This window comes from Amycolatopsis dendrobii, from assembly GCF_014145675.1.
Taxonomy (GTDB): Bacteria; Actinomycetota; Actinomycetes; order Mycobacteriales; family Pseudonocardiaceae; genus Amycolatopsis; species Amycolatopsis dendrobii.
Window position 1 is genome coordinate 170,760 of record NZ_JACGZW010000002.1, and the last position, 24,171, is coordinate 194,930.

The window sequence follows — 24,171 nt, forward strand, 5'->3', positions numbered from 1 at the left end:
ATGTCCGGGGTGTCCCGGCGAACGCTGCGGACGCGTAGGCGTCGCTCGCGATGGAGTTGTTTATTGGTCTTACGGTCTTTGGGGGCTGGGGCCATAGATCACCTCACTTTCTCTTTATGGCTTATGCTGCATGGATTCAACACTTGGCAACGGGTTTACTTATTGACTATTTTGGACGGTCCGTCAAGAATGTTTGTTCATTTGACAACACGGGTGTGTGACATGTGTCGGTTTCCGTCCGGTCACCAACGGGAGCGTCGCCACCGGATGTAGGCCGCGACGCACCAGATGAGGAGCCCGATCACGAACCCGCCGGCCAACCAGGGAACGACAGGCTGCAGGAATCCGACCGCCACGTTGAGCGCGACGGACGCGCCGAGCAGTGCCAGGCTGACGCGCAGCAGCCACACGACCGGGTTTCGGGGTCCGCCCTTGTCGTTCACGGGGCGTCTCCGCTGCGCTGCAGGTCGCTGGGGATGGGATAACCGGGAATCGTGATGTCCGAGGGGATCTGGTTGCCCCAGACCGACCAGTGCTGCACGCTCGGGGGTCGCCTGCGGGCGAACAGTTCCAGGAATGGGCCGTCCGAGATACGCTCGATGACGGCGTACTGCTCGTCGGGCTTGCGGGAGTGTTCCTGCACCGGCGCGTTGATCCAGGTTGGCTGGCTGCGAAACCGGACTGGGGCGTTGCCTCTGGTAGCGAAGAGGAGATGCTCCGTCGAGTTACGTAGGTAGGTGCCGAGCCCCAGCCGGAATTTCACCCAGGTCAAGGGGGAACGGACGGTGAAGCCCCACGCCTCGGCCACGTCAAAACCGTCACGCAGGGTCGCATTCGTGACCCACAGCCACAAGTGGGCGTCGGGCGCGGCCAGTTCATTCACGGGCAGCGCCTTGATGCGCTTGAGGCTCATGAGTGAGTAGTGCTGGACGGCTCCGCGGCCACCTTTTTGCTGGATATCCCACGGTGGGTCGGCCAGGATGGTGCGGAACGTGGTTGGCGTGCTGGGTTGTGGTGAACGAACCTCCTTTTGCATGTGTGCCTCCTTTCTGCTTCCTGGCGGTTTGTGCGGGCCAGGAGTTGCTGCCAGTTAAACGAAGGTCGGGGTTTAAGGGGAACCGTGGGTTCGCTCGAAGGTTCGGGCGAACATTCGAGCGAACCCACTGCAACTAGCCCAAAAGAATGCGCCGGTAGCCGCGACGACAAACGGCGTCCGGAAGCGTTGTACTATTTTCTACGGTTTCGAGACGCAGGACGGCGTCGCTTACGGTGTTGCACCAGACTCGTAAAGAGCGCACGGGCCACGGTGCCGGGCGGATCATCTCGTTCGATCTGGCTCACGGTGATGGCGTCGTCCAACACGCCCGCGGGAAGGTGCGTGCCGAGGACCACCGCGTGGACGGTGCCGGGGAACGCGGCAAGGTCGCTGAGTACCCCGCGCGGATCGGCGTCCATGAGCAAGAAATCCGACAGCACGACCAGCGTCACCTCGCGCGCCGGGTGCGCCTTGGCGATCTTGGTCGCTCGGCGGAGGCTGGGCGCGAGTTCGCTGGACCCCGCGCCGTCTCGGGGGATCTGCAGCCCGCGGCGGAGTTGACGGACGCCTGTGCGGGTGATCGGGACCGGGCCGACCTCGCCGCTCGACGGGGTGTCGAAGTGCACCACCATGCCGAGTTCGTGCGGCGCTCCGTTACGCGCGATGGCGGAGAAGGCCCGGTCGACCTCGGCGAATCGGTTCGACAGGGGATCTGCCCCGATCGGCGAGACGACCGACCCGGAGTTGTCGAACACCGCGATAAGCAGTGTCGGCATGGCCGCCGGTCGGCCGGGATGCCCCAGCACGTACCTCGGTTGCGGGGCGTCAGTTGCCTCGGTTTGAGGTGCGTTCCCGAGCAACCGGCCCGGCAGGACGGTGCTCGGCAGGAGCACGCCGCGGGGCATCACCGGGCACCGCCGTCCTGGCGGAGCCGCCGCCCGATCACCCCGCTGACGTAACCGTTCGCGTAGCCATGACCGGCAACGCCGGGATTACGCCGGAGGACACGGAAACTGAGCGCCTGCACCCGTTTGTTCGCAGCGTGGCCACGGAGCACCGCTTCGGCCTGGGCGGAACGGGCTGCCTCAACAGCCTCTGCCCGCGCCCTGATCGCGGCGTCGCCGGCCAGCCGCCGGTGATGCCGCTCAGCGCGTGCCACCCGCTTGGCATACGTACTGAGGAGATCCGCGACGTCGTCTTCCGCCTGGTAGCCGAGCAACCCCGACGCCAGCGCGGTCGCGACCGCGATGAGGCCATAGGTGAGGCCCGACGAGACGCCTTCCACCGACGAGCGCAGGGCGAACACGGCGAACGCCAGCAGCGCCGCGACGACGATCGAGATGACGCCGACGAGCTTCACGACCCCCGCGCCGTTCTCAGTGCCAGCAAACAGCCGCTGGTACCGCAGTTCGTCCGCGCTCAGCGACTCCGGCTCGCGGCGACGCATACGGGCCAGCTGCAGCTGCTTGAGTTCACTGCCGACGAGGCCGCTGCACGCGCCAGCCAGCCCCGCTGAGAGTGCCTGACCGGCCGCGATCGCGGGCACATCGCCCCATGAAATCGCCGCCGACCAAAGGCCGCTGGCCTCGCCCAAGGTCAACAGCGGCCAGGCAATCCAGTACCTCAGCTTCGCGCCAGGCTGGCGACGGACGTGCGGTGTCAGGACCCGCGCCGCGTGTCGTTGGTGCTCGTACGCCGCGGCCACCGCCTTGCTGCTCTCGGCCACCAGCTCCAACGCGGCATCGGCTGCAGCATCGAGCCCTCGTGCTGGAACCGTGTGTTCACGGGCCACCGCTTCGCCAGCCGCCGACCACAGCTGCTCCTGCTCCTCGGCAAGGCGGCCGTACTCGTCCTCCGAATAGAACGTGCCGACCTCCGTCGACCGGGGCACGCTCGTCGCCTCGTCGATTCGAGGCAAGGCGATCTCGTCTGTCGTCTCGTCCCACGAGCTTGTCGCGTCCTCTGCCGCGGGGAAATCGACGCGCGCGGCTCCGGTGCGGCGGCTCATTTGGCGGCCTCCGCGTAGTCGGTGACCGACGTGCACTTCACGGCTGAGGCGTGGCGGCACAACTCGTCGTAGTAGGCCACCAACCCCTCGACCACGGACGACGACGGCGTGCCGTTCGCGATTCGGCCGAGCCCAGCCGCCGTCACCGACGCGCCGGACAGCGTGGGGACGGTCTCCTGGTCGGCTAGAGCCGCGGCTTCCTGCTTGCTCAGCGCACGCGCCCCGAGATCCACCCGAACGTTCTGGAAACCGTCAGTGAGGATCGTGAAGTCGAGCCGGTACGGTCCGCCGAGTTGCTGGACCCATTCACTGGCCAGCCGGTACTGCGCCGTGATGTCGCTGGCGCTTCGGGGCAGCGCCGCCACCGTAGGGGCGTACGCAGCCCGGACCGTCGCCATGAGCTCGGCCACCGCGGCCGGGACGCGGCGCAGGCGGGCGTTGTCCGTCGCGCCGGCCATCTTGAGCGAGCCGTCGAACAAGACGGTGGCAGCCGCACTGGATGCGGTGAAGACCAAGACGCGCAGGTGGCCGCCGCACACCGCGGTGCGCGTGGCGATGGCCTCGACGACCTGCATGCGCTCCTGCGCGATTTGGTCAGATGCGCTCGAGCCGGTGCCGTCGATAGCGACGAGCGCGGCCGGCGGCCTCGCCGGGTCGCACTGGGTGAGTCGCTGCTGGTTGGTCGCCAGGTCGTTCGGAGCGGACGTGGGCGCACCGCAGGCGGTCACGGCGAGGACCGCGGCCAGCAGGACGACGACGATGCGGCTGAGGAAGGAGACGTAGGCAGACAGGAAGCACCTCCGATCTGTAGACGGGGACAAGAGGGAGGTGGGGCGGCAGAGCCGCCCCACCAGTCGACTAGGCGAGCGCACCGTGATCACCGAGCGGGATTGCCGCGGTGACGGACGGTGCGAGCTTGTGACGACGCTGTTGCTCAAGGCGAGCGCGACGACGGTCCCTGAGGTCGATGACTGCCGCCAGCTCGACCAACTCGGCGGGCCGACGACGGAGCTGGTAGGCGAGGTGGTTAAGAGCGCGGATCTGGTGGTTCAGGCGGGCCTCGTCTTGCTTGTGCACGAGGCGGGTGTAGCGGGTTCGGGGCATGAGCGGCTCCCTCCTGCTCTGCGGGGATGTGCGCGGAGACCGGGCGGCCGCGCAGATCAACCATGAGCGGGAGGGCGGGGGACAAGACAGGACAGATGGGAGGGCAGTTCAATTGTCCTCGCCTGTCCACGACTGTCCCCTGCAGCTCAGCGGCGTGATGGGGGATACTCGCGGCGACGAAGCGGAGGGATGCCAGGTTGAGCGACGCCGACAGACTCGTAGCTGCGTTCAAAGCTCTGAGGGAGGGTGACGGTGTCACCATCGAGAAACTGGCAGATCACGAATATGCCTGGTTCCTCGATCTCCTCATGGCCCCGGGCGATCCAAAAGCTGGGCGCGCGGTACTCGAGCAGTTGGTCACGGGCATGTTCGATGAGGAGAACACGTGGGCGTCGAGCGACCTGGGCCCGAAGATGAAGTCGAATCGACGTCTGATCTCGAAGGCCGTACGGGTAGCGCTCGCCATCGGGCACGACAACGAAGGAAATGATCTTGTAACCCACGGCAACCTCACGCAACGGCGGAAGTGGGCGTGCGGCGACGGCGACCCTCCGCCAGACGCAGGTTTTTTCTTCATGCCATCAGACGCGCGCACGCATAGGCGCTACGAGGACGATGGACTTGAGGTCATAGCGCGCCTCATCCTTCGCCACGCTCAAGCGCACGCTGACTCAGCGACATCAGAGCCCCTGGAAAATTTCGGAGCTACCAGTAGCAACGGGCCCGATCACGCCGACTCTGGGAGACCACCTGAGGACACGCTCTACGCAGCGGACCCCGACCGTGGTTCGGCGGCGCTCACTCGACAGCCCCGCAGCTCGAGATGGCGACACTCCCCGCAGAAGGGGGTGGCAGTTGCCTTCTCTCAGTGGTGGTATTCGTCCAAGGGCTGGGTAGCGAGGCACTGGTCAGCCGACAAGCAGCGGTTCGTCACGTACGGGGCTGTGCTGGCAGTCGCTATGGCGGCTAGTGCGATTTTTTCATACTACTCACTCGTTGTGCCAACGCGCCAAGAAGCCAGTATCCAGGAAGTGGAGTCCGCTGGCGCGGGAGGCGCTGGGCAAGTGCCGCCACCCAGCAACGTTAAGATCGACAATACACACGGATGGGGCCCTGACCGCAAGACATTCACCAGTAAGACGCCCGCACCGTATCCTGTGTTCAACTCCATCACCGACAGCAACCCGCACGGTGACGAGCGCAACTTCGTTCAGTGTCATGATCTGGCCGATAGTGGCAAACCTGGCGCGGGCTGGGAGGACGAGCTCATTGCTCATGATCAACATTCTTACGAGTGTTTGATCTTCTTCAATAACGATGCTGCGGCAAACCTCGATAGTATCGCGTCTCCCTCGCCGTTTATTGAAGGGAACTTAGCTGCGAAGCTCCAAAATGCGCGCGCTCAAGTGATTCTGCCGAGTCCTCATACCTACAATCCAGCCGTCGTGGGGATGCTCACCGCTGACAACTCAAACCCCGCAAAAGTATGGGACTCATGCAATTTAATTTCTCCACAGCCGGTGACGGTCGAGTACCAACCAGGTTCGGCGCGCATGTTTACCAATGTCACGCCAAAAGAGGGGATAGCATTTAAGGGTGGCCAACAAAACATGGTAAAAGACGGTGTCTTGCTCGGCGACAAGCAAGATGGGTATCTCGGGCAGAATGGTGGATTTATTCTGTTCACGGTAAAGGTGTCGCTTGGGTGAAACCTTTCCGCTTCGCGATTTCTGAATATTGACTAAGATTACATTATGTGCTTAAATAAACATGCGTAATCGATTAGGCGTTGACGCATGTCGTGCTCATGGTCTCCGGATGTGGCACACCGCCCGCTTGCTCAGTGGTCGGTGTGCCCTGTCTGGATCGACCACGGAGGCACCTCTGATGTCGGAAATGCAAATTAGCGTCGATGATTTGCGAGCGAAGCAGCTTCGCATACGAGAGCTGATAGGACGGCTGGCGGAACGCACCGGGCTAACTCCCGAGCGAGCAATGCTGTATGCCGCCGACTTTGGATTGTCGAACGGCGAACGAGTATGCTCACTCCTCTGGAGAATTCTAGATTCCATGCCGCAAGACGAGAATACTGAAGCTCTTCGTAACGCCTTTGGCGGTGAAGGAAGTCACCCGAGCCTAAAGGGGCGTCGGAGCGCTCTTGCGTCTCTGCGCGGTGTACGACCGGAAGTCATTAAGGCTCGGGAGAGTGCTGCTATGACCCGCATGAGCGAACTCGTTCTGGCTAGGCGGTGTCTCCCGGATAGCGATATCTCAGGGACGGAAGTGCTAGTGGAGGCGATCACTAGACTCGAACGAGCCCTGACTCAAGCGACTACTGTTCTGCGTGAGATCAACTGTCGACTGAAGCGCTCCGGTGACTGACTGTCGGCACGCCTAATAAATCCACCTCGACCCGCTAGTGAAGAACACCCTTGTGTCCGCTTGCGGCCGGGGTGTTTCTTTTGGATGATTTTTGGTTGCCGTCGCCATTTTGGGGCAAGTTTCGACTCCCAAATACATATAGTCGAGATATGACAACGTGCATGTAGTTAAGATGGGAGTTCACCAAAGCGACTCATGGGCCATGAGCGCTGTCGATGAACTCCCACTTGTTACTCGCCGGCGGGCTTTCCTCGACGTGGCCCAGCTTGGGAGCTGCTGGCAGCAGGTTTGTCGCTCTTGCCGAAGATGGCCGCGATCGCAGCCTGCTCGGTCTGGGCCTTGCGTTCGATCTCCGCACGAACCTGCTCGGCCTTCTTCAAGATGGCCGGGTCGGCCTTGGTCTTCGCGATCCAGTGTTCCAAGGCCAGACGGATCTCCTCGGTCGCGCTGCGGCCCGTGAGCTGGGCAACGATGTCCAGCTGAGCTCGCAGGTCCTCGGTGATACGGACGGCCAGCGTCTTCAGCTGACCAGAGCCCGCGGTGCTTGTCGGCTCGCTCATGGCGAGTGACCTCCTCGGTGGTTATGCAGCTGACGACCGGTTTGTCATCGGGAAGCTGCAGGCCACCGACGAGGTGGTGCCAGCGGCGACGGCAACCCGCTGGCTGTCCTATATATCCCTCAAACCTGACACCAGAGCAACCGTGTGTTCGCTGGTGAGGTAAATAAAGCTACATATGGCGCGTGAGCTGGTTGAACCTCGGCCCAGACTGGGCGGGAGCCAAAAGGCATAAATTAGCAAGCTTTCGCTCCTATTGTCTTGAATAGTAGGTTGCAAATAACAAACACTGCTAGAGGGCTACGTTGCCCCTAGCGTGACCCTTGCAGGTCTTCCACCGCCCTGGCACGCTAGCTCCATGACGGAGAGCCGGTTCCAGCGTTGGGCGGATGTTGAGCAAGAGTTTCAGCACGTCGATGATCCCAACGTGCTGCAGCGTATTGATAATTCACCTGCGCTAAGGATTGCGCTAGAAATATCGCGGCCCGGGAACTGGTGGGGCCTTGGAGTTGAGCCTGGAACACTCATATCTATATCTAGAGGTGAGGGCATTCCTCTCGCATGGGTGCCACGGCGTGAAATTATCTCACTGCTGGCGAGGGCCGAAGATGATGTTGAGCGCTCGCAGGTTCTGCTGGCCAACGAACACGATATCTTGGAAGATTGCTCAGCGGCACTCGGCGAGTGCACCGATCCTTGGCTCGCCTCAACGGTGTTGTTAGCGCTTCGGGCTGTCGATGCCCATCGCTCAGGCTTCCATGAGGCGGGGATGGCACTGGCGGTCAGTCTCGGCGAGCCGTTAGCCGCGTGGGGTGCAGAACCGCGCGTACGCGCGTTCGATTCAAATCAGCACCGTAAAGCATGGGAAGCCCTGGTTCGGAAGAACAGCGGATATAGACGAGCCGAACTCGAGCTTGACGAAGCACGGCTCGATCCGCACCGTCGAGATGTCATTTGGCAAGCTCTTGCAGCGCCGATCCCGAAGTTCTTCACAACATGGCATCGACACCAGAATGTTCCGCCGCCTGACTATCTTTCGCGCCACGTGGTAGCACACCAACCAAGTGTCCAGCATTTCACGCGTCGTAACGCCTTGGTTGCTCTGATGCTCGTTTCGTCGCTTTTGCGTGCGCAGCAGGACTGGAGCGAAGACGTTCGGGCATCAGATGCAGTTGATGAGGAACCGGAATAGTCGGCGTGACGCCCTTGCCATCAAGGTTCATCTTCTCCATGGAGGGAGCGAGGCATTGGCCTGGCTCATACATCACCAGCACCAGGCGGCTAAAGAGTAGAGACCAAAGGCGGCGACCACCGGCCACCGGGGCTGCGGTGGCGAAGAACGGGTACATATGCGCAGCGGTGGCGTCCATGAAGGTCTATCGACAGATCAGCCTGATAACTCAGTGGTAGTTCTACTGATGCAGACTCTGGCTCACCTTCCCCTGAATCCGCCAGAGTAGTACCATTCGCATTCCACTGAAGCGGTGTATGTGTGACAGGTAAGGGTTGGCAAACAAAAAGATCTATTAATAATGACACCTATCGCGCAGCTCATATTCCTTTGATGCGGCGCTCTCGTTGACTTCCACATTAGTCGGAGTGCTGTACTCAAGAGAAGATACGTGCGACGACATGGCGGGTGCTTATGGTGTTGACGTGAGGATATGGCTCGTGCAATGCCCTGCCCGCGTTCATCGGCATAGTCGAAGGCGGCGATCGTCAGGGTCGAGCCGCATATATCTCTTCTTGAAGAATGGTGAACGCGTCAGTCATTTGGCCCCGGACAATGTCCCAAGCTTGCTTCGAATCGCGCTGCATGAAGGGTAGGCCAAGCCGCTCACATGCCTGAATCAGCTTCTCTGAGGGTTTCCGGTGCTGGGATGAATTGCGTAGATCTCGTACGGCATCGAACAAGTCGATGGCTCGCTGCACCTGAGCTTGATCGATATTCGGCAAGGCTTGGGCAAGGTGGTCCAGAAGTCGCCCGACTGCATGACTCGGGCTCTTGCCTGGCACGGAGAAGCCGCCGAGTAATTCTCCCAGGGCACTTAATCCCTCCCTGAACTCAGCATCAGTTGCAGCGTCCTGGGCGAACAGGGCCGTGCGGTCGATCGCCGGCTTCGTGATCAGGGGTGTCTTCAGCACCAGTTCGCATGTGATGTCGAAGTTTGTGATCGCTCGGGATAACGCCCGAGGATCACGGTACTCAGGTGCGACTACGCGAGGCATGGGAGTGGCCGCGACAGTGATGGCCGTGAGGTACTCCTCAACAGTGTAGAAGTTCGCACTCGTAAGAAAGCTCAGTCTGCTCACGACGTCGTTGTCGTTAGCGTTTTGATTCCACACCTGGACACCAAGCCATTCACGCCCGACAAGCTTCGAAACCCACGGCAGGGTCGTCTCGTCACGGCCCGCGTCCCGTAGCGCCGCTACTAGTCCTGCCTCAACGTCAACAACGGCGAAGGGGCTTTCCTTGATGCGCTCCTGCGCCACAGTCAGGGCGCGGAGGTAGACAAGGAAGTTCCCGATGATCTCCATGGCAAGATGGTCTCTCGCATGGAAAAGCCCGGCTATTGTAAGACAAACACGATTGTCGGGGAGATAGGTGCCGGTGTTAGGGTCGGCGTAAACAGCAGCGTAGTGAGCCTGGGATCCGTCCGGACTAATCGATGGAAATGAGGAAAGTATCTCAGTGGCCTCGTATCCCCGTTGGCGCAGCATGTACTCAACGTACTGATATACTGGAAACTGATTCTTCTCCCTAAACAGTGACCACACCAACTCCAGCAGGTTCTTCTGTTGGTCGTCTAGTGGTTCCAGAAGGACGCTCATAGTCGACCTTTCAGGACAAGTTGAGGAGTGGTTAGGTAGCTTCCGATGTGGAGCCTACACCAGATTTTGGAAGATCAGACCTATGTGTCAAAGTACCGCTCGTCCGTCGCCGCTGAGATATCAGGTGTCCAGGCGGCATGGGAAGTAGGGACAACCAAGCTGCGGGCGAGTGGGCATCTGCGGTCGTGCGCTGCAGGTTGAACAGAATCTGCTTGCTTGGCGTTCGATCACGGCCTATGAAGCAAAAAGGTTCCACCGCGCGGGCCAGCCTCAGCTGAGGGGGAGGGGCCAAGACTGGCCCGCAGGAGGGAGTCTAGACCTTGGAACTGGCTTTCGTCGGTATCAACGAGTCCCGAGTCCGCATGGTTATCGTCAGCTTCTGCGGAAGGCTTGCCCCAATGCGCAACGCTTCCCTCGACTGGCCGCCGAGGGCGCGTTGGGAATCACTGCCTAGTTTGCACGCCCGGCTTTGGTAGCACCGTAATCGGGTCGGTGGGCTGATCTTGTCGGGTGACCTGCCCTGTTAGGCAGTCCGCGACCCGGGCGCACGTCAGTAGCTGGGCGTTGGCGGGACGTGTCCGAGTTTCTTGGTTTCGGCGGTGAGATGGCAGCCGATGGAGATGCTGAACACGGTGTTGACGTGGCTGCCGAATTGAAGAGAGCTGCCGTCTTTGTAGTTGTGGAAGACGGCGTCGTGTGAGCCCGGGGTGTCGTGCAATCGCTGCGGGCCTGCGGTGAATCCGTGTTTGGTGACGACTGGTCCGATAGCAGCCAGTGCTTTTTCGTAGTCCGCGTCCGAAAGCGTTCCGGGTGCGATGTGGTTTTCCAGTCGCAGTGTTTCCGCGGCGGAGCCGAGGTTCGGGTGGTCGGCACCGCAGGCGGCGCGGATGGGTTCGTCGGCGACGTTCCACTGTTTGAGTGCCGGAACCTGGGTGCCGAGGGCAGTCTGGAGCTCGGTCGCCATCTGCTGGTATTGCTGTGCGGCTTGGTCGATGTCGGGCAGCTTCATCAGGTCGGTCAAGGAAGTGTCTGCGTCCACGCCTGTTCCCGGGTCAAGAGGTTCGTTTGAGGTTCCGCAGCTGCTGAGCAGCAGGATGGCGGCTGCGGCGGCTGCAATGAGGAGCGCGCGATGGGGGCGGCGCGTCTGGGTCGGTCCGTTCGGGCACCGTGACTCGTTCTCCGGCGGGTGGTTCGGCCGGCACGTCTGAGTTTCTGGCTGCTGCACGTGGCTAGTGATCACAAGCTGTCCTACCGCGGGGGTGGTGTAGGCGTGGCACCCGGCGGTGACGCGACGGGCGGAGGTGGTGTTGTCGCTGGTGGGGAGGCGGGAACGCCGGATGGGATGGGGCGCACGTCCGGCGGAGGGGGTGGGGGTTGGTAGGTGACGGCCAGGTCGTTGTGGCCCGTGGTGATCGCGGCCATGTTGTACAGGCTGGTGGACTGGTTGTCGAGGTAGCCGCTGTGGTCGTAGCTGGCATTGAAGGGGCCGACACCGGTCACGCTGGCGTCGGTCGACAGCTGGTGGTAGTTCGGCACAGCGTTGGGACTGTAGTAGGGGCTGGGGCCGAGCGTGCCGTGGACGGTCGGCACGAGGTTGTCGCCGGTGTTGTGTTCGGAGTAGAGGTGTCCCGCAGGTACGTTCAGGTGGTCCGCACCCTGGCCCGGCGAGCCGAACAGAACGGCGTCGTTGACCGGGGTGTCGTGGCCCAGTGCAAAGCCGGTAGTGACGGAACCGTACGAGTGTCCGAGGGCAGTGAGGTGCAGCGGCGTGTTCGTCGCGCCATGCGCTGCGCCGATGCCGTTGTAGAAGCGGGCGAGGTTGTCGCCCCCGGCCTGGGCGGCAAGCGGACTGGCGACCGATTGCGTCGGGTCGACCAAGCCGCCGTCCGCCTGCGGTGCCTGGTAGCCGATCCACGTGACTGCGGCGGTGGGCCCACCGCCATACGACCTCTCGATGGTGTTGCCTGTAGCGACGAGGTTCGCCATGTTGTTGTCGTATCGGCCGAGACTGCCGTCGACGGTGGTGGTGAAGCCGGGTGTGAAGACCGCGACGTTGGTAGCGGTGTCGACGTTGCCGACGGCGACGGCTGCTTCGACCCGCGGGTGGGTGGCATCAAGGAACAACAGCTGTCGTCCGCCTTTTGCCATGGTCGTCTGCACTGCGTCGAGCGAGTGCAGTTTGGCTTCGACTGCGGCGATTTCGTCGGCGCGGATCTGCATGTCGTACTCACCGAGAACAGGGCCGTCCATAGGTTTGCGGAGTTCGGCGAGTTGGCGTTCCAGGTCGGCGCGGATCGCTGGGAGACGAGCCAGGTTGGCTTGTGACCGGACGCCGCCGGGCAGTCCGTCGAGGTTGCCGAGCCAGTCTGGGTGGTCGCGCAGGAGGATGGCCTGTCCAGCGGGCGAGAGAGAGTTCCACCAGCCGGCATTCTGGGTCGGACTGTCGTCTTTGGGCGGTTCCAGCAGGGTGAGGCCGGGATCGAGGGAGCCGTCGGCGGCCGCGGCGGTCACGGTGCCTTCGTTGCCGGTGCCGAAGTCGCCCTGTTGCGCGCGCTGCAGGACGGAGGCGAGGTCGCGGTCGATGTCGTCGGCGGTGCGCAGTGCTTGGGCGATGGCGTCGCTGGCTTCGGTCTTGGCGCGGGCACGGTCCTCTGGGTGAAGCTCCGGTGGCGCTTTCCCCTCGGGATAGAGGTCGGTGACCGTGCCGTTGTCGGCGATTTGGTAGCCGTACTTGCGGGAGAGTTCTTCAGCTCCGGCGATGGCGTGTTGGACGCCGGTGATGGCGTCGGCGGCCTGTCCGATGGCCTTGCCGACGATGCTTGCCCCGGCGGCCATTTTGTCGATGCGGAACATGAGGCTGCTGTGGGCGGAGCGGGCGTTGTCCGCGGCGGGGCCGGACCAGTCCGCGACCGGGATGACTTTGCCGAAATCATCCCCGGAATGGGTGAGGACTTGGAGCCGTTGCTGGACGGTTTTGAAGATCTCGTCGAGCTGGCCGGTGTTCCAGCGTTTGACGTCGGAAAGGCCGACCATTACTGCGGCCCCCGTAGGGTTCCGGCGCGGTTGATGCCACTATGCGCGGTCTGGTCGCTGGCCTGGTAGTTGCGGGCAGCGGTGCCGAGGTCGGTGCCGAAGCGTTCGGCATCGGTGCACCAGGTGGTGAGGTCCGACTCCCAAGACTGGCTGAAGGACGTGGCTGCCCCGGCTGCTGCGCCGCCGGGCAGTGCGTTGGGGAGCTGGCCAACTGGCTCGGCGCAGTGTGCGCTGCGCAGCGCCCCTGCCGCGTCGATCGCGGCTTTGCCTGCGGCTCGCAGTTCGTCCGGAACCGTTCGGAACCCCATCTGCGTCCCCTCCTGTAGTCGCTCCATCACGGTACGGGACCAGTTGGTTCGTCTCAACGATCGCGGGCGCGATCAAGAAGATCTACTCGGCCACCGTGAGTAGAACTACTCGGCTGCTTCCTGGGAGGAATGCTTTTCTGCGCGTTCGACCGGAGGCTCAGCTTGTTCAATCAACTTGTCGAGGAGTGCGGCCGACTCGGCAGCCGCTTTCGGCGGTGCTGTACCGGCGTCGATCGCCCGACGCAGCTGTGCGGCGGCGTTGGTCAAGGATTCATCAGGCCCCTGCTCCGGGCGCGGATTGCGGTCGTTCACGTTAGGCATCAATGGTTTCTTGGAGTTGTCGGAATGCAGGTCTCAGGCGTTCAGCCGTGCCCCGGAGCGTCGCGTCCAAACCAGCGGGCGAACCGGGGGAAAATCGAGGACGAAACCCGGCAATATGCGCCATGAACTGAGTAATGTCGCCAGTACAGTGTAGCCCGGGAAGAGCGGCGACCATGGGTACCCCGGACCTGATTAGCGTGTGCGCGGAAGGTCACTGGGCTTGCGCCAGAGGCGTTGGCTGCGCTTCTTCCCGCTGATCCGGCGAGCATTCGAGGCCGGGAAGCTGGCCACTCGGAGCCGCTGCCTGCCATACCGGACCAGCTGCTGAGGCTCGAACAAGGCAAACGGGCCGTGGCAGTCGCGTTTGTGGGATCTGGCCGCCGGGTTGAGACCCACCATGTCCGCGCTGATGACCGCCGCGGAGGCTTTGGTCGCGCAGGCTGACGAGTGGCCAGGTGGACGTCAGTGCCGACACCCGGAAGTCTGACACGCAGTGATCTACAGCGTTCCCGGGACACACGGTTGCGTGTTGGCTACCATCGGTTCGGCTTAGGAAGCTATGGGCGGGGCTAGCCGCAAGGGGAGGATGCAGATGGCTGAGCAGGCGACACCACCAGGCGATACAGGTGCGATCGGCATGCTCACCGGGGCAAGCTTTTTCGTCGCCGACGGCTCGCCCGGAGGTGGTGGCGCGTCCGGCGGAGGCGGCGGCGCACCCGGCTTCTACCTGAGCAAGGACGCCATGACCGCCGAACTCACGAACCTGAAAAAGCTGCAAGCGCGTATCGAGGCACAGATCAATAACGCTCGGCCGATGTGGTCGATTACGCCTCCAGGGCAGGATCCTGCGTCCCTGCGGAACACCGACGCCAGCAACAACTCCGGGAACCTCTACCAGGGCCACCTGACGCGGCAAAGCGCCTACCTCGGCACCGTCATCCAGAAGATGGAGGACGCGCTCGGCATCCACAGCTCACATGACGAACAAGCAGGACACGACATCAACCAGGCAGGCCAGGAACCAATCTGATGACCACACGCACCCGCCTGGCCGCCGTCGGGCTTGCAACCTCAGCGCTCGTCCTGAGCGCATGCTCCGGCAACCCGGGCACGGCGCAGCCGTCGTCGCCCGCAGTTCCCTCGCAGTCCCCCTCCGCAGCCGGGTCCGGTGCGCCGAAGGTGCCGAACCCCCTTCCTGCCGGGACGCTTGACCGAGATCCGTGCAGCACACTGACCGCTGGCCAGATCAGCACCTTGCTGGGCACCTCTTCTCCGGATGTGCAACCGGCGAAGGACACAGGGGTCGCCAAGGCTTGTCACTGGGCGAACCTGGACCGGGGCTCAGGCATCAGCGTGCAGCTCGTCTACGCGTGGAAGGATGGCCTCGGACACGTCTACGCCAAGAAGAACGAGGGGTTCTTCAAGGAACTCGCACCGGTGCAGGGGTACCCGGCCGTGGCGTACGGGCCGAGCGACGACAGCTCCACCGGCCGCTGCGGTGTCGCCATCGGGATCTCCGACACGATGGCATTCGAGGCCGACGCGACCATCTCGCGCGCAAATGTCGGAAAACCGGGATCCGACCCGTGCGAAGCGGCGCGCCGCATCGGCGACGCCGTCGTCACCACGCTCAAGGCCGGGGCGTGACGATGAGTTTCATCGCGGACAGGTTCAACGAGTTCCTGAAGCAGATGCAGGCCGAGGGGAAGATCATCCTTCCGGGTGAGCTGGTGCGGCGAGTGAAGGCCGGGCCTGGGCCGGACAGTCTCGGGCAGGCGCAGTACGCCGCGGCGAAGCAATCGACTGAGCAGCAGGGCATCGAGTCCGACACCCTGACGGCGGTCGGCCGGCTGGAGGCTGCCTGGTCGGGGCAGAGCGGCGACGCGGCACGGGGATCGCTGAAGCCGCTGGCGGACGTGGCGACGTCAGCGTCGATGGCGTTGCACGACAGTCAGAACACTCTCGCCGATCAAGGACACGCGTTCACCTCGACCCGGGATTCGCTGCAGGACGTGTCCGACGACGCGCCGTCGAAGTCCGCCTGGGACACGGCCACCCCGTGGGATACCGACAACGAAGACAAGATCAACCAGCGCAACGCCGCCATCCAGCAGAACAACGCCACGTATCAAAGCTTCACCGACACCAGCGACGGCCATGCGCAGAAGATGCCCGTCGACTACGGGCAAGTCCCCGATTCCTCGGACGGCACCTACGGCCTCGCTCCGGAGAAGGGACCGGTCGAGCATCCGCCTGAGCCGCGCAAGAAGGAAAGCTTCACCCCGTATCCGCCCAGCCATTCCTACGGCCCGCCTGACCAGGGCGGCCCAGGGACCACGCCTCCGCCCGGATCGTTCGCACCGCCGCCGGGACCCAGTTGGGTCTCCGGCGGGCAACAGCAGTCTCAGCCCTACGTGCCTGCAGCCGCGCACGGCGGGGACAGCACGCACACCTCCGGATATACCCCGCCCGGCTCGACCGGCGTGAACAACGTCCCGGCGCAGTTCGGACCTACCGGCTCTACCTATGTGCCGGGTGCCGGGCCAGGCGGCTCCAGCAACTATCAAAGCCCCGGGTATGTGGGCAGCATGCCCGGGTCGTTCGGGCCTGTCGGCGGAACCGGAGCGCCCGGCTCCGGCGGCACTGGATCAGGCGGCCCTGGCTCGTCCGTTCGCGGCGGCCCGGGAGGAGCGGCCGGTCAGGGCGGGTCAAGCGGCTTAGGCCGGTTCGGCGAACCGGAGCCCGGCGCTCGCGGCGGAACAGCGAACAACGGTGCGCCTGGTGCCAAGGGCGCAAACGGCATGCCGATGGCCGGCGCAGCTGGCAAGGGCGGCAAAGGCGAGGAGGACAAGGAGAAGAAGGCCGCTTCCTACCTCCAGGAAGCCGACCCGAATTCCTTGTTCGGCTACGACGGCAAAGCCACTCCACCGGTCATCGGCAAGTAAGCAGCATCAGCTGTATCGAGGGGAAACAACGTGATGCTGCTCGACGAACCAGTGACCCTGCCGCGCCTGGCGGTAGCGAAAGCCTGGGAATGGGAACGGATCGGCCCGGCACATCCGGTGCTGGGCGTTGTCGACGTCTGGGTCGAGGACGACGCCGCGGCGCGCCTGGACGACCTGACCCGGCAAGTGTTGGCCGAGCCGGGGTTCTACAACCTGCGCACTAACCGGGTCACCGGCGAATTCCGCGACCTGATGCTGGCGGTCGCGAACGCCGACGCCGAATGCTACGGCTGGTCGGCCGACCGACACGACCGCGACCGCGCTCTGCTCGCCGTCGCAACCGGCCGCAGCGCCGTGCTGGCCACCGTCGAGGACGATCAGCTCACCCTGACCGCGATCGGCGCGAACCAGCTCGTCCGCGCCGTCGTCGACCAGCTGCCCGACTTCCCGGCTGCGAACATCCGCGAGTTCACCGTGCCGAAAGCCGAGTACGACGGGAACACGAGCCGGAGCGACGAGTCGTACGACCTCGACACCACCAGCGACTACACCGTCACCACCCCCGCCGACCAGCTCCGCGCCGTCATGGGGTCTCGGCGGGAAGCCAGCCACCAGCTCTACGTCGCCGCCCGCGCCGGAGGCCGTCGGGTGTCCAGCCTGCCACTGACCGCCGTGGACAGCCTCGACCACGGCCGCGTCCTCACCTACCTCCGCGACAACCCCCACGGCGACGTCGGCATCGTCTGCGGACCCGGCAACCCCGGCTACATCACCGGCACCCTCGACAACACCCTCGACCTGCTTCGCAGCTGAGTGGCGAGAAGGTGTAGGCATGCACGGAAGCTTCGTCGCCGGTCCATCCCTACAAGGACAGAGACCACTGCTTGTCGGTGGAGGGGAGAGTGACGGCCTGGCCGCCGTCCGGCGCAACCGTGATGGTGAAGTCGGCAGGCTGAGGCTGATTGAGCCGGATCCAGTGTTCATACGCAGCCTCCAGCTCGTCCCATAGTCGACGGTCTCCGCCTTGGGTGACTTCGCGTTCGGTGTCGTCGGCGTCTGGGTCGACCCGCGCCCAAGACTCGGTTTGCGGGTCTGTGAGGCAGTAGTACATCGGGCCGCCCTGGACTCTGACGCGTCCGGCTCGCGCTCCGGGCATCGACAGTTGTGCGAGGAAGGCGAAATCCCACGTGCGCAGTGCGGAGGGAGCGAGGCCGGTTTGCCGGTGCGGGCCGGGAGCGCTGACGGCGCGAGACGCCAGTTCGGGCAGCTCGTGGAGGTATTCTTCTTTGCTGCGCAGGGGCATGAAGTTCACCCGCTGGGGCAGGAAGCGACCGTTCGCGGACCTGTCCTTGTTCACGGTGAGGCGGGCGAGGTTGCCTGCGAAGTCGCCGCGCAAGTCGGCCAGGATCGTGCCGCCTGGTCGTATTTGGGTCAGCCAGGTCGGCGGCACCTTACGCAGGGACGCCGTGGCGATGATCCGGTCGTACTGCGCGCGTGCCGGGTAACCGAGGTAGCCGTCCGCGACGGCGAGCGTCGGGTCCAGGCCGAGGCGGTCCAGACGTTCCCGCGCCTCGGCAACGCAACGCGGGTCGATGTCCACGGAGGTGACGGCATCCGGCCCGAGGCGGTGGGAAAGCAGACCCGCCGTCCATCCCGTGCCGGTACCGATTTCGAGCACGGTGTCGCCTTCGGCCGCTTGGCTGTACTCCAGCATGATCGCCACGACCGAGGGCGCTGAGCACGAGGTCGTGACCATCTCGCGCTCGTCGAAAATCGTCAGCAGCGCCTCGTCGTGGTAGACCGCGTTGAGCCATTCCTCGGGCCGTGTGCCGTCCACGATGCCCAAGACCATGCCACCGAGGTTGTCCGGGAGGGTGAACCGCGGCGCGAAGAGGTGGCGAGGGACGTCCTCGAACGCGGCCCGCCATGCGCGAGCGGTCAGCTTTCCGGAGGTCTCCAGGCCCTCGACGAGGTCGGTGTTGAGGTCGACGGCCAACTGGCTGAGCCTGCTGTCCTGCTCGATCGCGTGGGTCACTGGTCTTCTCCTGTGAGTAGGGCGGCGATCGCGTCCGCGATGGGCAGCGCTGTCGCGTCTTCTATCCAGCCCCATTGCCCGCTGGGGTTCAAGTCCACGAAGTAGTGGGTGTTGTCAGCGGTGACGACGAAATCGGCCGCGGCGAACGCCAGGCCGAGGTGATCGGTCATCTTGAGCAGTGCCGACTCGACGCTCTCCGGGAGGCTTACGGGCTCGTAGCGCAATGCCGTGTAGTCCGCGCGCCAGTCGAGCAGTTCTCCCGCGTCCTCGTCGGCGACGAGGATGTTCGCGGCGAACACGCGCCTGCCGACGACGGTCGCGCGAACGTCCCGAGTTTTCGGTATCCGTTCCTGAAACTGGTGGGCGGTAAGCGCAATCCGGTCGTCGGCCATGTCCGCCACCGTGACCGGAGTCGTGTAGACGAGCGACACCCGTTGCCCGTCGGGGACCGAGGCACCCGAGAGCGTCTTGTAGACGACCGAGTCTCCGAGCCGGTCGCGGAGGCCGACGGCGTCGCCGGGGGCGTTGGTGATGGCGGTGCGCGGTACGCGCAGGCCGCACGCCGCGGCGGTGGCGAGCTGGAGCGGCTTGTACTCCGCGTCGGCCGCCTTCGACGGGTCGTTCACCCACGAGCACCACGGCAGGCTCATGAGCAGCCCGCCGAACGCTCGGCGGGCTTCGCGCGCGGCGAACCGTTGTTCGGCGTCGTTCATCCCCGGCGGGAAGGTGAACGCGGTCGGCCGGCGGACATACACGCTGCGAATGTCGCGCAGGCCGACCGCTCCGTCCGGACTGCGGATCTCGCCGTCCCAAGAGCCATCGAACCAGGCGCTCACGCTCACTGAGAGCGGGAAGTCGCCGGTGTCCGCCCGGAACACTCGCGTGTTCCGGCGCTCCAGCTCGCGGACGACGAGATCGGCTGATTTGTCGCTCGGCTCCGTCAAGACCAGCACAGTGCTGGCGCTGAGGTCTGATTCGAGTTTCATGGCGTCAGCGAGTTCTTATGGTCGTCGGTGCCGTCAGATGTCGTTGGCGACGTCGAAGCGGGTGTCGCCCTCGTCCTGGCCGTCGGTGGATTGCTCGGTCACGCTTTCCGTCGCCATCGTGACACCGCTGCCGGTGCGCAAGACGACGACGTTGCGAGGAGCGGGTGCGGTTCGCAGCGTCAGACCGAACGGAGTGTTCTCCGTGTCCGAGACTGGTTCCGCCGTCGGAACGAATCCGCGGCGGACGCCGAGCCCGAAACGCTCGTCCGCGTCGGTGAGTGACATACGGGTCGTCATGCTTTGCTTCTCCTTTTCCCTACCACCACGCTGTTTTTGGCGTGGAGTCTTGGACGAGACCGATTGGTCGGATGGTGAGCGGTCGGCCTAGTTCGAGCAGAACCCCCGAGTTCGGAGCCGGGGACGAGAACCTGGAAGGACGTGTCCACCGTCAGAAACCTTCGCGCAACCGGTATGCCTGGCATACGGTCTCGCAGGGCCAGCCGGTCTCGCAGCAGGCGCAGTCGCCGCTCGCCGGATTGGGCTCGTGCAGCACGAAGGTCAGGGTGATCAGGCTGTAGAGCTGTGCGGGCTCCGGGATCCGCTCGTTGACCGTTGCCGACAGCCGGTTCAGCCGTCGTTGCCCGGTGCAGGACACTCGTGGTCCGCTATGCGGGTCGATCGCTCGTACGGCCATGCTGACCGCTCCGTCCGTCTCGTCGTCGATCGTGGACGGCATCCGATGCCGAGGGCTTCGCCCGGCCGCCGAGGGAAGAACGGCCAGTGGTGCCCGTGGGATATAGCACCCACCTCGGCACCGGATGCCGCTTTTGACCTTGGTTGGCCGCAGAGCCGGAAACCAGGGAAGAGATCGGGAAAATTGGCGAAGAAGAACCCCAACCACAGGGGCTGACCTGCGGTAATGTGGCCAGGCGGCACGGACCGTATACGGAGGGGCGCGTATGGTCGCCAAGCGCGACGAACTGGCACGGGCACGGCGGGCAGCTGGCTACACGCAGGAACGGCTCGCCGAGGCGCTTGCAGTCGACGTCAAGACGGTCGGCAACTGGGAGTCCGGGAAGACCGAGCCGCTGCCGTACAAGCGGCCCAAGTTGGCCGCTGTCCTGAACGTCAGCGCGGACCGGCTCGAGGAACTGCTTCGCGTTGGCCCGGGGTATGGAGTAGTTGAAGTCAGTAGCGAACTCGAGACCGCCGACGTGGCTGCGGCCGCACGTGGCGACGAGCAGCGACGTTCAGTGCAGTCATTCGCCGATGTACGCCTTCTCCGCCCGACCCGACCGACGCAGCCAGATCGACAAGCCGACCTCGCCACCATCCAGGCCATGGCCACGGCTTTCCAGATAGCAGACCGGAAAGTCGGCGGCGGCCAGATCTACTCGACCGTGGTGCATTACCTGCAGACCGAGATCAGTCCGCGGCTCTTCGACCCAGGTAGCGACATCTCAGGCGAGCGCCTGTTCGAGGCAGCCGCCTCGCTGACCGAGATCGCCGGATGGATGGCTCACGACAGCGGCCGCGACCAGCACGCGCAGCGCCACTTCAGCCGGTCGTACCAGCTGGCCAAAGCCGCGGATCACCCAGCCCTTCTCGCCAACATATGCGCCAGCATGAGCCACCTCGCCGGCCAGCTTCACCAGGCGACAGACGCCGTCCGGATTGCCCATATCGGCTTGACGCACGCCGAGGGCGGTCCTGCGCGGCAGCGGCTGTCAGCGCGACTGCACGCTATGAGCGCCCGCGGTTTCGCCATGCAAGGCGACGCCGAGGCCAGCCGTCGAGCCCTCATTGACGCAGAACGTGTCCTGGAGCGTCTGCACGAAGACACCCCGGCGGAATGGATCAGTCAGTTCGACGAGGCATCGCTGGCTGGTGAAGCAGCCCTCTGCTACGACGCACTCGGCGACCGACATCAGGCCGAACGGCAAGCACGCCGCGTACTTGAGCTACGCGTCGGCGACCGGGTGCGAAGCCGGGCATTCGGGCAGTTGACGCTCGCCGAGGTTCTGGTCGGCGGCGGTGAGATCGACGAGGCCGCTGCCCTTGGCCGTGAGATCTGTGCTGCGGCTGGTTCGCTGACCTCCAAGCGCGTACGTCGTCGGCTCGCCGAGCTCCAAGTGACGCTGCGGCCGTACCGCTCAGTTCCCGCCGTGCAGCTGTTCCTGGCAGACTGCTCTCATGTCTTGCAACCCGCGGCCATGCCGGACTCCGACACATCGTGGCCGGTGTGACTGAGGACGACGCGGCCCGCTTCGCCTACCTAGCTGAAGGCAACGCTAAGCAGGCACGCAAGCGAGTCGCCGCCGACGTCCTAATCACCGACCGGGCTGGACGTGTCCTGCTGGTTGATCCCACCTACAAGGAGGGATGGGACATCCCTGGCGGGATGGTCGAGGCGAACGAGAAGCCCCGAGCTGCTGCCGAACGGGAACTGCGCGAAGAGCTTGGGTTGACGCTGACCGTCGGCGGACTGCTGCTGATCGAGTGGGTGCCGCCGCACGGTCCATGGGACGACCAGCTGATGTTTCTCTTCGACGGTGGCACGCTTGACGATGCGGCGGTGGGGGACCTGCGTCTAACCGACGATGAACTGGGTGGTCTGAAGTTTGTGAGCCTGACCGAGGCGAAGTCCCTGCTCAAGCCCCGCCTCTGGTCGCAGCTCGACAAGGCGCTCACGGCACGGACGTCGGGTGGATTCGCCTACGCGGAACTTGATCCAGATGTCGGACGCTGAGGTCAGGCCGAAGGGTTAGCTCTCGGGCCAGAGGCGTTGGAGGATCGCGACGATGGTGGTCCCGAGTGCCGCCCCGATCTGGTGTAGCTCGACGACATCGAGCCGTCGCTCACCAGCTTCATACTTGCTCACGAAGGACTGCGGCTCCCCAAGCCGCTCGGCGACCTGTACCTGCGTCAGCCCTGCTTCGTGGCGCAGCTCTCGGAGGAGCGCGCAAAGCCGCTGGTACTCAGCAGTGTAGATCGACTTGTCCACCGAGGTAGCGGACAGTAATCCTTGCCGATATCCCAAAATCGGATATCGTGGCGACGCGGCGCAGACCCCGACGCGCCGGCCGGCTTTGGCAACCAGGAGAGGGGGTGGAGGGCATGGGTATCGCAAAGCAGGATGGCGGTGGCGGTGGCACGTGACCCCGCTCTGAGGTAGCGAGAGCCCCTGGACGCTGTACCCGTCCAGGGGCTCTCTTTTGCTATTCAACAGGAAAACAAACTTTGCTACAATATGAAGTAGATGAACCACCTGCTCGACCAGCTCTACAAGACCAAACTCCGGCTCGCCGGGTTGGTGACCGCTGTGGTCGGCGTTGGCTTCCTGTTCTTGTCGAAAGCCGTTGCCGCAACGGCAACTCTGAGCTGGCTCATTGGGTGGCCCACGAACGAACTGGGCACGACGCTGCTCAGCGCTGGGGTTATAGCGGTCATCTTTGAGTACTACGCCCGCAAAGAAGCGGAAGAACGAGCGACCGAGCACTTCCGGGACGCGATCCGTCGGGAAGCACCAGCCATCCGAGATGCTGTCCTTGACAGCTTTGCCTTCGAACCCGAGACGATGCGGAGCATCGCGTCGGACGAGACGCTCGACAAGATAGCCACGAACGCGATCGGGCTCCGTCTCGGCGACGAGAAGCTAGCGCGGGACGCCTACGCCGATCTGAAGGAACAAGTTATTCGTTCCCCGGAGCGCTGGCGTGACGTCGACGTGTCGGTATCGCTCAGTCCATGGACAGCTGGCCCCGCGAGCGGACCAGGTTCGATGCTGGTCGCGACCGTGCGTTGGGAGTATAAGGTCCGGTCGGCGAGCCCGACGATGCGATTCGCTTGCGTGTCCGACCTTGACGAATATCGGGACGTGCGCCGCGATCCGAGTACGGCCTCTATCTGGTACTTCGATCCTTCCGCCGGGCTTGACGCCGCTGACCCGGAAGTCTTTTCGCTGCTGCAACTCAGCGTCGACGGGCGGGACCGGAACATACGGCGATCTGCTCGAGAGGGAAGCCAGGTCGCCGCAGTCAGCCTAGGTCAGGGAGCGGTGGGCCGCGAAGTGACCATCTCTTACACCTACCGCGCACTCGTCCAGCGACATGGCCACTTGCTCTACTTGGATCTTCCGAGGCCGGCCAAAGGTGTGCACGTCCAGCTTGACTACGCGCAGGCCGATATCCGACGGGTAAATGTGCTGGACTACTTCTCCAGCCCGGAAGCGGCTCGGGTCGTGCAGTCGCCGGCAGCAGCTCCGGCCAAGACAGTGGACGTGCGATTCGACGGCCAAGTCTTCCCGCGGGCGGGTGTGGCCTTCGTGTGGGTTCTTCAGGACGAACTGGGAGCAGGCGCAGAAGTCTTCGCCTGACTGGGCGGGGCAAGACTGTGGGCGACGGGAACCGCTGGTTCGCGTTGCCCACAAGCGACGCAGGTGTGTGATTTGAGTCACAACCACTTCTGCAAGCGTTGGGATCTAGCTCGCAGTTTTCGCTGGTCAGAATTTTCTTTACGTAATTTACTTTTCCGGCGTGTAGATGACTCGCATGGCTTCCATAAAGATCTTTCATTGAGTGTCTTCTAAGAAAATTCCGATCAGTTAGACTAAGTTTGACGGCAA

General features: G+C 63.9%; 26 protein-coding genes. 9 read left to right on the forward strand and 17 right to left on the reverse strand.

All coding sequences use genetic code 11. The annotated features are described in order from the left end of the window. Nucleotides 1-242 precede the first annotated feature (242 nt). The 6 genes from H4281_RS04940 to H4281_RS04965 all read right to left on the reverse strand — a co-directional run bounded on the left by H4281_RS04940 (nt 243) and on the right by H4281_RS04965 (nt 4,148). Nucleotides 243-443, reverse strand: coding sequence for a hypothetical protein (locus tag H4281_RS04940; protein ID WP_182889679.1), 201 nt, complete (start codon nt 441-443; stop codon nt 243-245). Further along, the gene (locus H4281_RS04945) at nt 440-1,036 is read right to left on the reverse strand and encodes an MT-A70 family methyltransferase (protein WP_182889680.1); all 597 of its coding nucleotides are present in this window, start codon (nt 1,034-1,036) and stop codon (nt 440-442) included. Before H4281_RS04945 ends, H4281_RS04940 begins: the two co-directional genes overlap by 4 nt. A 191-nt stretch (nt 1,037-1,227) precedes the next feature. Continuing rightward, nucleotides 1,228-1,812, reverse strand: a complete 585-nt coding sequence (locus tag H4281_RS04950; RefSeq protein WP_182889681.1) for a hypothetical protein — start codon at nt 1,810-1,812, stop codon at nt 1,228-1,230. 128 nt (nt 1,813-1,940) lie between these two features. Beyond that, nucleotides 1,941-3,044, reverse strand: coding sequence for a hypothetical protein (locus tag H4281_RS04955; protein WP_182889682.1), 1,104 nt, complete (start codon nt 3,042-3,044; stop codon nt 1,941-1,943). Continuing rightward, nucleotides 3,041-3,865, reverse strand: a complete 825-nt coding sequence (locus H4281_RS04960; RefSeq protein ID WP_182889683.1) for a hypothetical protein — start codon at nt 3,863-3,865, stop codon at nt 3,041-3,043. The genes H4281_RS04955 and H4281_RS04960 overlap by 4 nt, the downstream gene beginning before the upstream one ends. Nucleotides 3,866-3,902: 37 nt before the next feature. Then, complete coding sequence (locus H4281_RS04965; RefSeq protein ID WP_182889684.1) at nt 3,903-4,148, reverse strand: hypothetical protein; 246 nt, start codon at nt 4,146-4,148, stop codon at nt 3,903-3,905. Nucleotides 4,149-4,345: 197 nt separating this feature from the next. On the opposite strand from H4281_RS04965, the gene H4281_RS04970 reads away from it, so the two are divergent. Then, on the forward strand, nt 4,346-5,857 hold the full coding sequence (locus tag H4281_RS04970; RefSeq protein ID WP_182889685.1) for a hypothetical protein: 1,512 nt from the start codon (nt 4,346-4,348) through the stop codon (nt 5,855-5,857). 903 nt (nt 5,858-6,760) lie between these two features. Here the strand turns inward: H4281_RS04970 and H4281_RS04975 are convergent. Next, on the reverse strand, nt 6,761-7,090 hold the full coding sequence (locus tag H4281_RS04975) for a YlcI/YnfO family protein (protein ID WP_182889686.1): 330 nt from the start codon (nt 7,088-7,090) through the stop codon (nt 6,761-6,763). 355 nt (nt 7,091-7,445) lie between these two features. Here H4281_RS04975 and H4281_RS04980 point away from each other — a divergent pair, with 355 nt between their 5' ends. Continuing rightward, complete coding sequence (locus H4281_RS04980; RefSeq protein WP_182889687.1) at nt 7,446-8,279, forward strand: hypothetical protein; 834 nt, start codon at nt 7,446-7,448, stop codon at nt 8,277-8,279. A gap of 527 nt (nt 8,280-8,806) precedes the next feature. On the opposite strand, the gene H4281_RS04985 is transcribed toward H4281_RS04980, so the two are convergent. The 5 genes from H4281_RS04985 to H4281_RS05005 all read right to left on the reverse strand — a co-directional run bounded on the left by H4281_RS04985 (nt 8,807) and on the right by H4281_RS05005 (nt 13,581). Next, the gene (locus tag H4281_RS04985) at nt 8,807-9,919 is read right to left on the reverse strand and encodes a hypothetical protein (protein ID WP_182889688.1); all 1,113 of its coding nucleotides are present in this window, start codon (nt 9,917-9,919) and stop codon (nt 8,807-8,809) included. A 550-nt stretch (nt 9,920-10,469) separates the two neighbouring features. Then, nucleotides 10,470-10,958, reverse strand: a complete 489-nt coding sequence (locus tag H4281_RS04990) for an LppA family lipoprotein (protein WP_312872053.1) — start codon at nt 10,956-10,958, stop codon at nt 10,470-10,472. 209 nt (nt 10,959-11,167) lie between these two features. Next, nucleotides 11,168-12,952 (reverse strand): alpha/beta hydrolase, encoded by a 1,785-nt coding sequence (locus H4281_RS46125; RefSeq protein WP_182889689.1) that lies wholly within the window; start codon nt 12,950-12,952, stop codon nt 11,168-11,170. Continuing rightward, a complete protein-coding gene (locus H4281_RS05000) occupies nt 12,952-13,260 on the reverse strand; it encodes a hypothetical protein (RefSeq protein ID WP_182889690.1) in 309 nt (102 codons plus the stop codon). The genes H4281_RS46125 and H4281_RS05000 overlap by 1 nt, the downstream gene beginning before the upstream one ends. 105 nt (nt 13,261-13,365) lie before the next feature. Continuing rightward, a complete protein-coding gene (locus H4281_RS05005; protein ID WP_182889691.1) occupies nt 13,366-13,581 on the reverse strand; it encodes a hypothetical protein in 216 nt (71 codons plus the stop codon). A 592-nt stretch (nt 13,582-14,173) separates the two neighbouring features. Here H4281_RS05005 and H4281_RS05010 point away from each other — a divergent pair. Genes H4281_RS05010 through H4281_RS05025 form a run of 4 tightly spaced genes read left to right on the forward strand, consistent with a single transcriptional unit; the run spans nt 14,174 to nt 17,339 of the window. Continuing rightward, entirely contained in the window at nt 14,174-14,611 is a 438-nt protein-coding gene (locus H4281_RS05010) for a hypothetical protein (protein ID WP_182889692.1), read from the forward strand. Continuing rightward, entirely contained in the window at nt 14,611-15,228 is a 618-nt protein-coding gene (locus H4281_RS05015; protein WP_182889693.1) for a DUF3558 domain-containing protein, read from the forward strand. The genes H4281_RS05010 and H4281_RS05015 overlap by 1 nt, the downstream gene beginning before the upstream one ends. Then, nucleotides 15,225-16,526 carry a hypothetical protein gene (locus tag H4281_RS05020; protein ID WP_182889694.1) on the forward strand — a complete coding sequence of 434 codons (1,302 nt, stop codon included), beginning with the start codon at nt 15,225-15,227 and terminating at the stop codon, nt 16,524-16,526. The genes H4281_RS05015 and H4281_RS05020 overlap by 4 nt, the downstream gene beginning before the upstream one ends. A gap of 33 nt (nt 16,527-16,559) precedes the next feature. Further along, nucleotides 16,560-17,339, forward strand: a complete 780-nt coding sequence (locus H4281_RS05025) for an ESX secretion-associated protein EspG (RefSeq protein ID WP_246411485.1) — start codon at nt 16,560-16,562, stop codon at nt 17,337-17,339. Nucleotides 17,340-17,388: 49 nt separating this feature from the next. Here H4281_RS05025 and H4281_RS05030 read toward each other — a convergent pair whose 3' ends face one another. The 4 genes from H4281_RS05030 to H4281_RS05045 all read right to left on the reverse strand — a co-directional run bounded on the left by H4281_RS05030 (nt 17,389) and on the right by H4281_RS05045 (nt 20,283). Next, a complete protein-coding gene (locus H4281_RS05030; RefSeq protein WP_312872054.1) occupies nt 17,389-18,561 on the reverse strand; it encodes a methyltransferase domain-containing protein in 1,173 nt (390 codons plus the stop codon). After that, nucleotides 18,558-19,547 (reverse strand): ATP-grasp ribosomal peptide maturase, encoded by a 990-nt coding sequence (tgmB, locus tag H4281_RS05035; protein ID WP_182889697.1) that lies wholly within the window; start codon nt 19,545-19,547, stop codon nt 18,558-18,560. The genes H4281_RS05030 and tgmB overlap by 4 nt, the downstream gene beginning before the upstream one ends. 33 nt (nt 19,548-19,580) lie before the next feature. Further along, on the reverse strand, nt 19,581-19,844 hold the full coding sequence (locus H4281_RS05040; protein WP_182889698.1) for a hypothetical protein: 264 nt from the start codon (nt 19,842-19,844) through the stop codon (nt 19,581-19,583). A gap of 151 nt (nt 19,845-19,995) precedes the next feature. Further along, entirely contained in the window at nt 19,996-20,283 is a 288-nt protein-coding gene (locus H4281_RS05045) for a hypothetical protein (protein ID WP_182889699.1), read from the reverse strand. 223 nt (nt 20,284-20,506) lie between these two features. On the opposite strand from H4281_RS05045, the gene H4281_RS05050 reads away from it, so the two are divergent. After that, nucleotides 20,507-21,793 carry a helix-turn-helix domain-containing protein gene (locus H4281_RS05050; protein ID WP_182889700.1) on the forward strand — a complete coding sequence of 429 codons (1,287 nt, stop codon included), beginning with the start codon at nt 20,507-20,509 and terminating at the stop codon, nt 21,791-21,793. Beyond that, a complete protein-coding gene (locus H4281_RS05055; RefSeq protein ID WP_312872055.1) occupies nt 21,790-22,296 on the forward strand; it encodes an NUDIX domain-containing protein in 507 nt (168 codons plus the stop codon). The genes H4281_RS05050 and H4281_RS05055 overlap by 4 nt, the downstream gene beginning before the upstream one ends. Before the next feature lie 15 nt (nt 22,297-22,311). On the opposite strand, the gene H4281_RS05060 is transcribed toward H4281_RS05055, so the two are convergent. Next, a complete protein-coding gene (locus H4281_RS05060; RefSeq protein WP_182889702.1) occupies nt 22,312-22,551 on the reverse strand; it encodes a helix-turn-helix domain-containing protein in 240 nt (79 codons plus the stop codon). 255 nt (nt 22,552-22,806) lie between these two features. On the opposite strand from H4281_RS05060, the gene H4281_RS05065 reads away from it, so the two are divergent. Further along, on the forward strand, nt 22,807-23,922 hold the full coding sequence (locus H4281_RS05065) for a hypothetical protein (protein ID WP_182889703.1): 1,116 nt from the start codon (nt 22,807-22,809) through the stop codon (nt 23,920-23,922). The last annotated feature ends 249 nt before the right edge of the window (nt 23,923-24,171 follow it).

Bases quoted from the DNA above. Each gene is read 5' to 3' on its own strand.
- H4281_RS04945 (WP_182889680.1), bottom strand. From the start codon at position 1,036: ATGCAAAAGGAGGTTCGTTCACCACAACCCAGCACGCCAACCACGTTC.
- H4281_RS04950 (WP_182889681.1), bottom strand. From the start codon at position 1,812: ATGCCGACACTGCTTATCGCGGTGTTCGACAACTCCGGGTCGGTCGTC.
- H4281_RS04955 (WP_182889682.1), bottom strand. From the start codon at position 3,044: ATGAGCCGCCGCACCGGAGCCGCGCGCGTCGATTTCCCCGCGGCAGAG.
- H4281_RS04965 (WP_182889684.1), bottom strand. From the start codon at position 4,148: ATGCCCCGAACCCGCTACACCCGCCTCGTGCACAAGCAAGACGAGGCC.
- H4281_RS04975 (WP_182889686.1), bottom strand. From the start codon at position 7,090: ATGAGCGAGCCGACAAGCACCGCGGGCTCTGGTCAGCTGAAGACGCTG.
- H4281_RS04980 (WP_182889687.1), top strand. From the start codon at position 7,446: ATGACGGAGAGCCGGTTCCAGCGTTGGGCGGATGTTGAGCAAGAGTTT.
- H4281_RS04985 (WP_182889688.1), bottom strand. From the start codon at position 9,919: ATGAGCGTCCTTCTGGAACCACTAGACGACCAACAGAAGAACCTGCTG.
- H4281_RS46125 (WP_182889689.1), bottom strand. From the start codon at position 12,952: ATGGTCGGCCTTTCCGACGTCAAACGCTGGAACACCGGCCAGCTCGAC.
- H4281_RS05000 (WP_182889690.1), bottom strand. From the start codon at position 13,260: ATGGGGTTCCGAACGGTTCCGGACGAACTGCGAGCCGCAGGCAAAGCC.
- H4281_RS05005 (WP_182889691.1), bottom strand. From the start codon at position 13,581: ATGCCTAACGTGAACGACCGCAATCCGCGCCCGGAGCAGGGGCCTGAT.
- H4281_RS05010 (WP_182889692.1), top strand. From the start codon at position 14,174: ATGGCTGAGCAGGCGACACCACCAGGCGATACAGGTGCGATCGGCATG.
- H4281_RS05015 (WP_182889693.1), top strand. From the start codon at position 14,611: ATGACCACACGCACCCGCCTGGCCGCCGTCGGGCTTGCAACCTCAGCG.
- H4281_RS05025 (WP_246411485.1), top strand. From the start codon at position 16,560: ATGCTGCTCGACGAACCAGTGACCCTGCCGCGCCTGGCGGTAGCGAAA.
- tgmB (WP_182889697.1), bottom strand. From the start codon at position 19,547: ATGAAACTCGAATCAGACCTCAGCGCCAGCACTGTGCTGGTCTTGACG.
- H4281_RS05040 (WP_182889698.1), bottom strand. From the start codon at position 19,844: ATGACGACCCGTATGTCACTCACCGACGCGGACGAGCGTTTCGGGCTC.
- H4281_RS05045 (WP_182889699.1), bottom strand. From the start codon at position 20,283: ATGCCGTCCACGATCGACGACGAGACGGACGGAGCGGTCAGCATGGCC.
- H4281_RS05050 (WP_182889700.1), top strand. From the start codon at position 20,507: ATGGTCGCCAAGCGCGACGAACTGGCACGGGCACGGCGGGCAGCTGGC.
- H4281_RS05065 (WP_182889703.1), top strand. From the start codon at position 22,807: ATGAACCACCTGCTCGACCAGCTCTACAAGACCAAACTCCGGCTCGCC.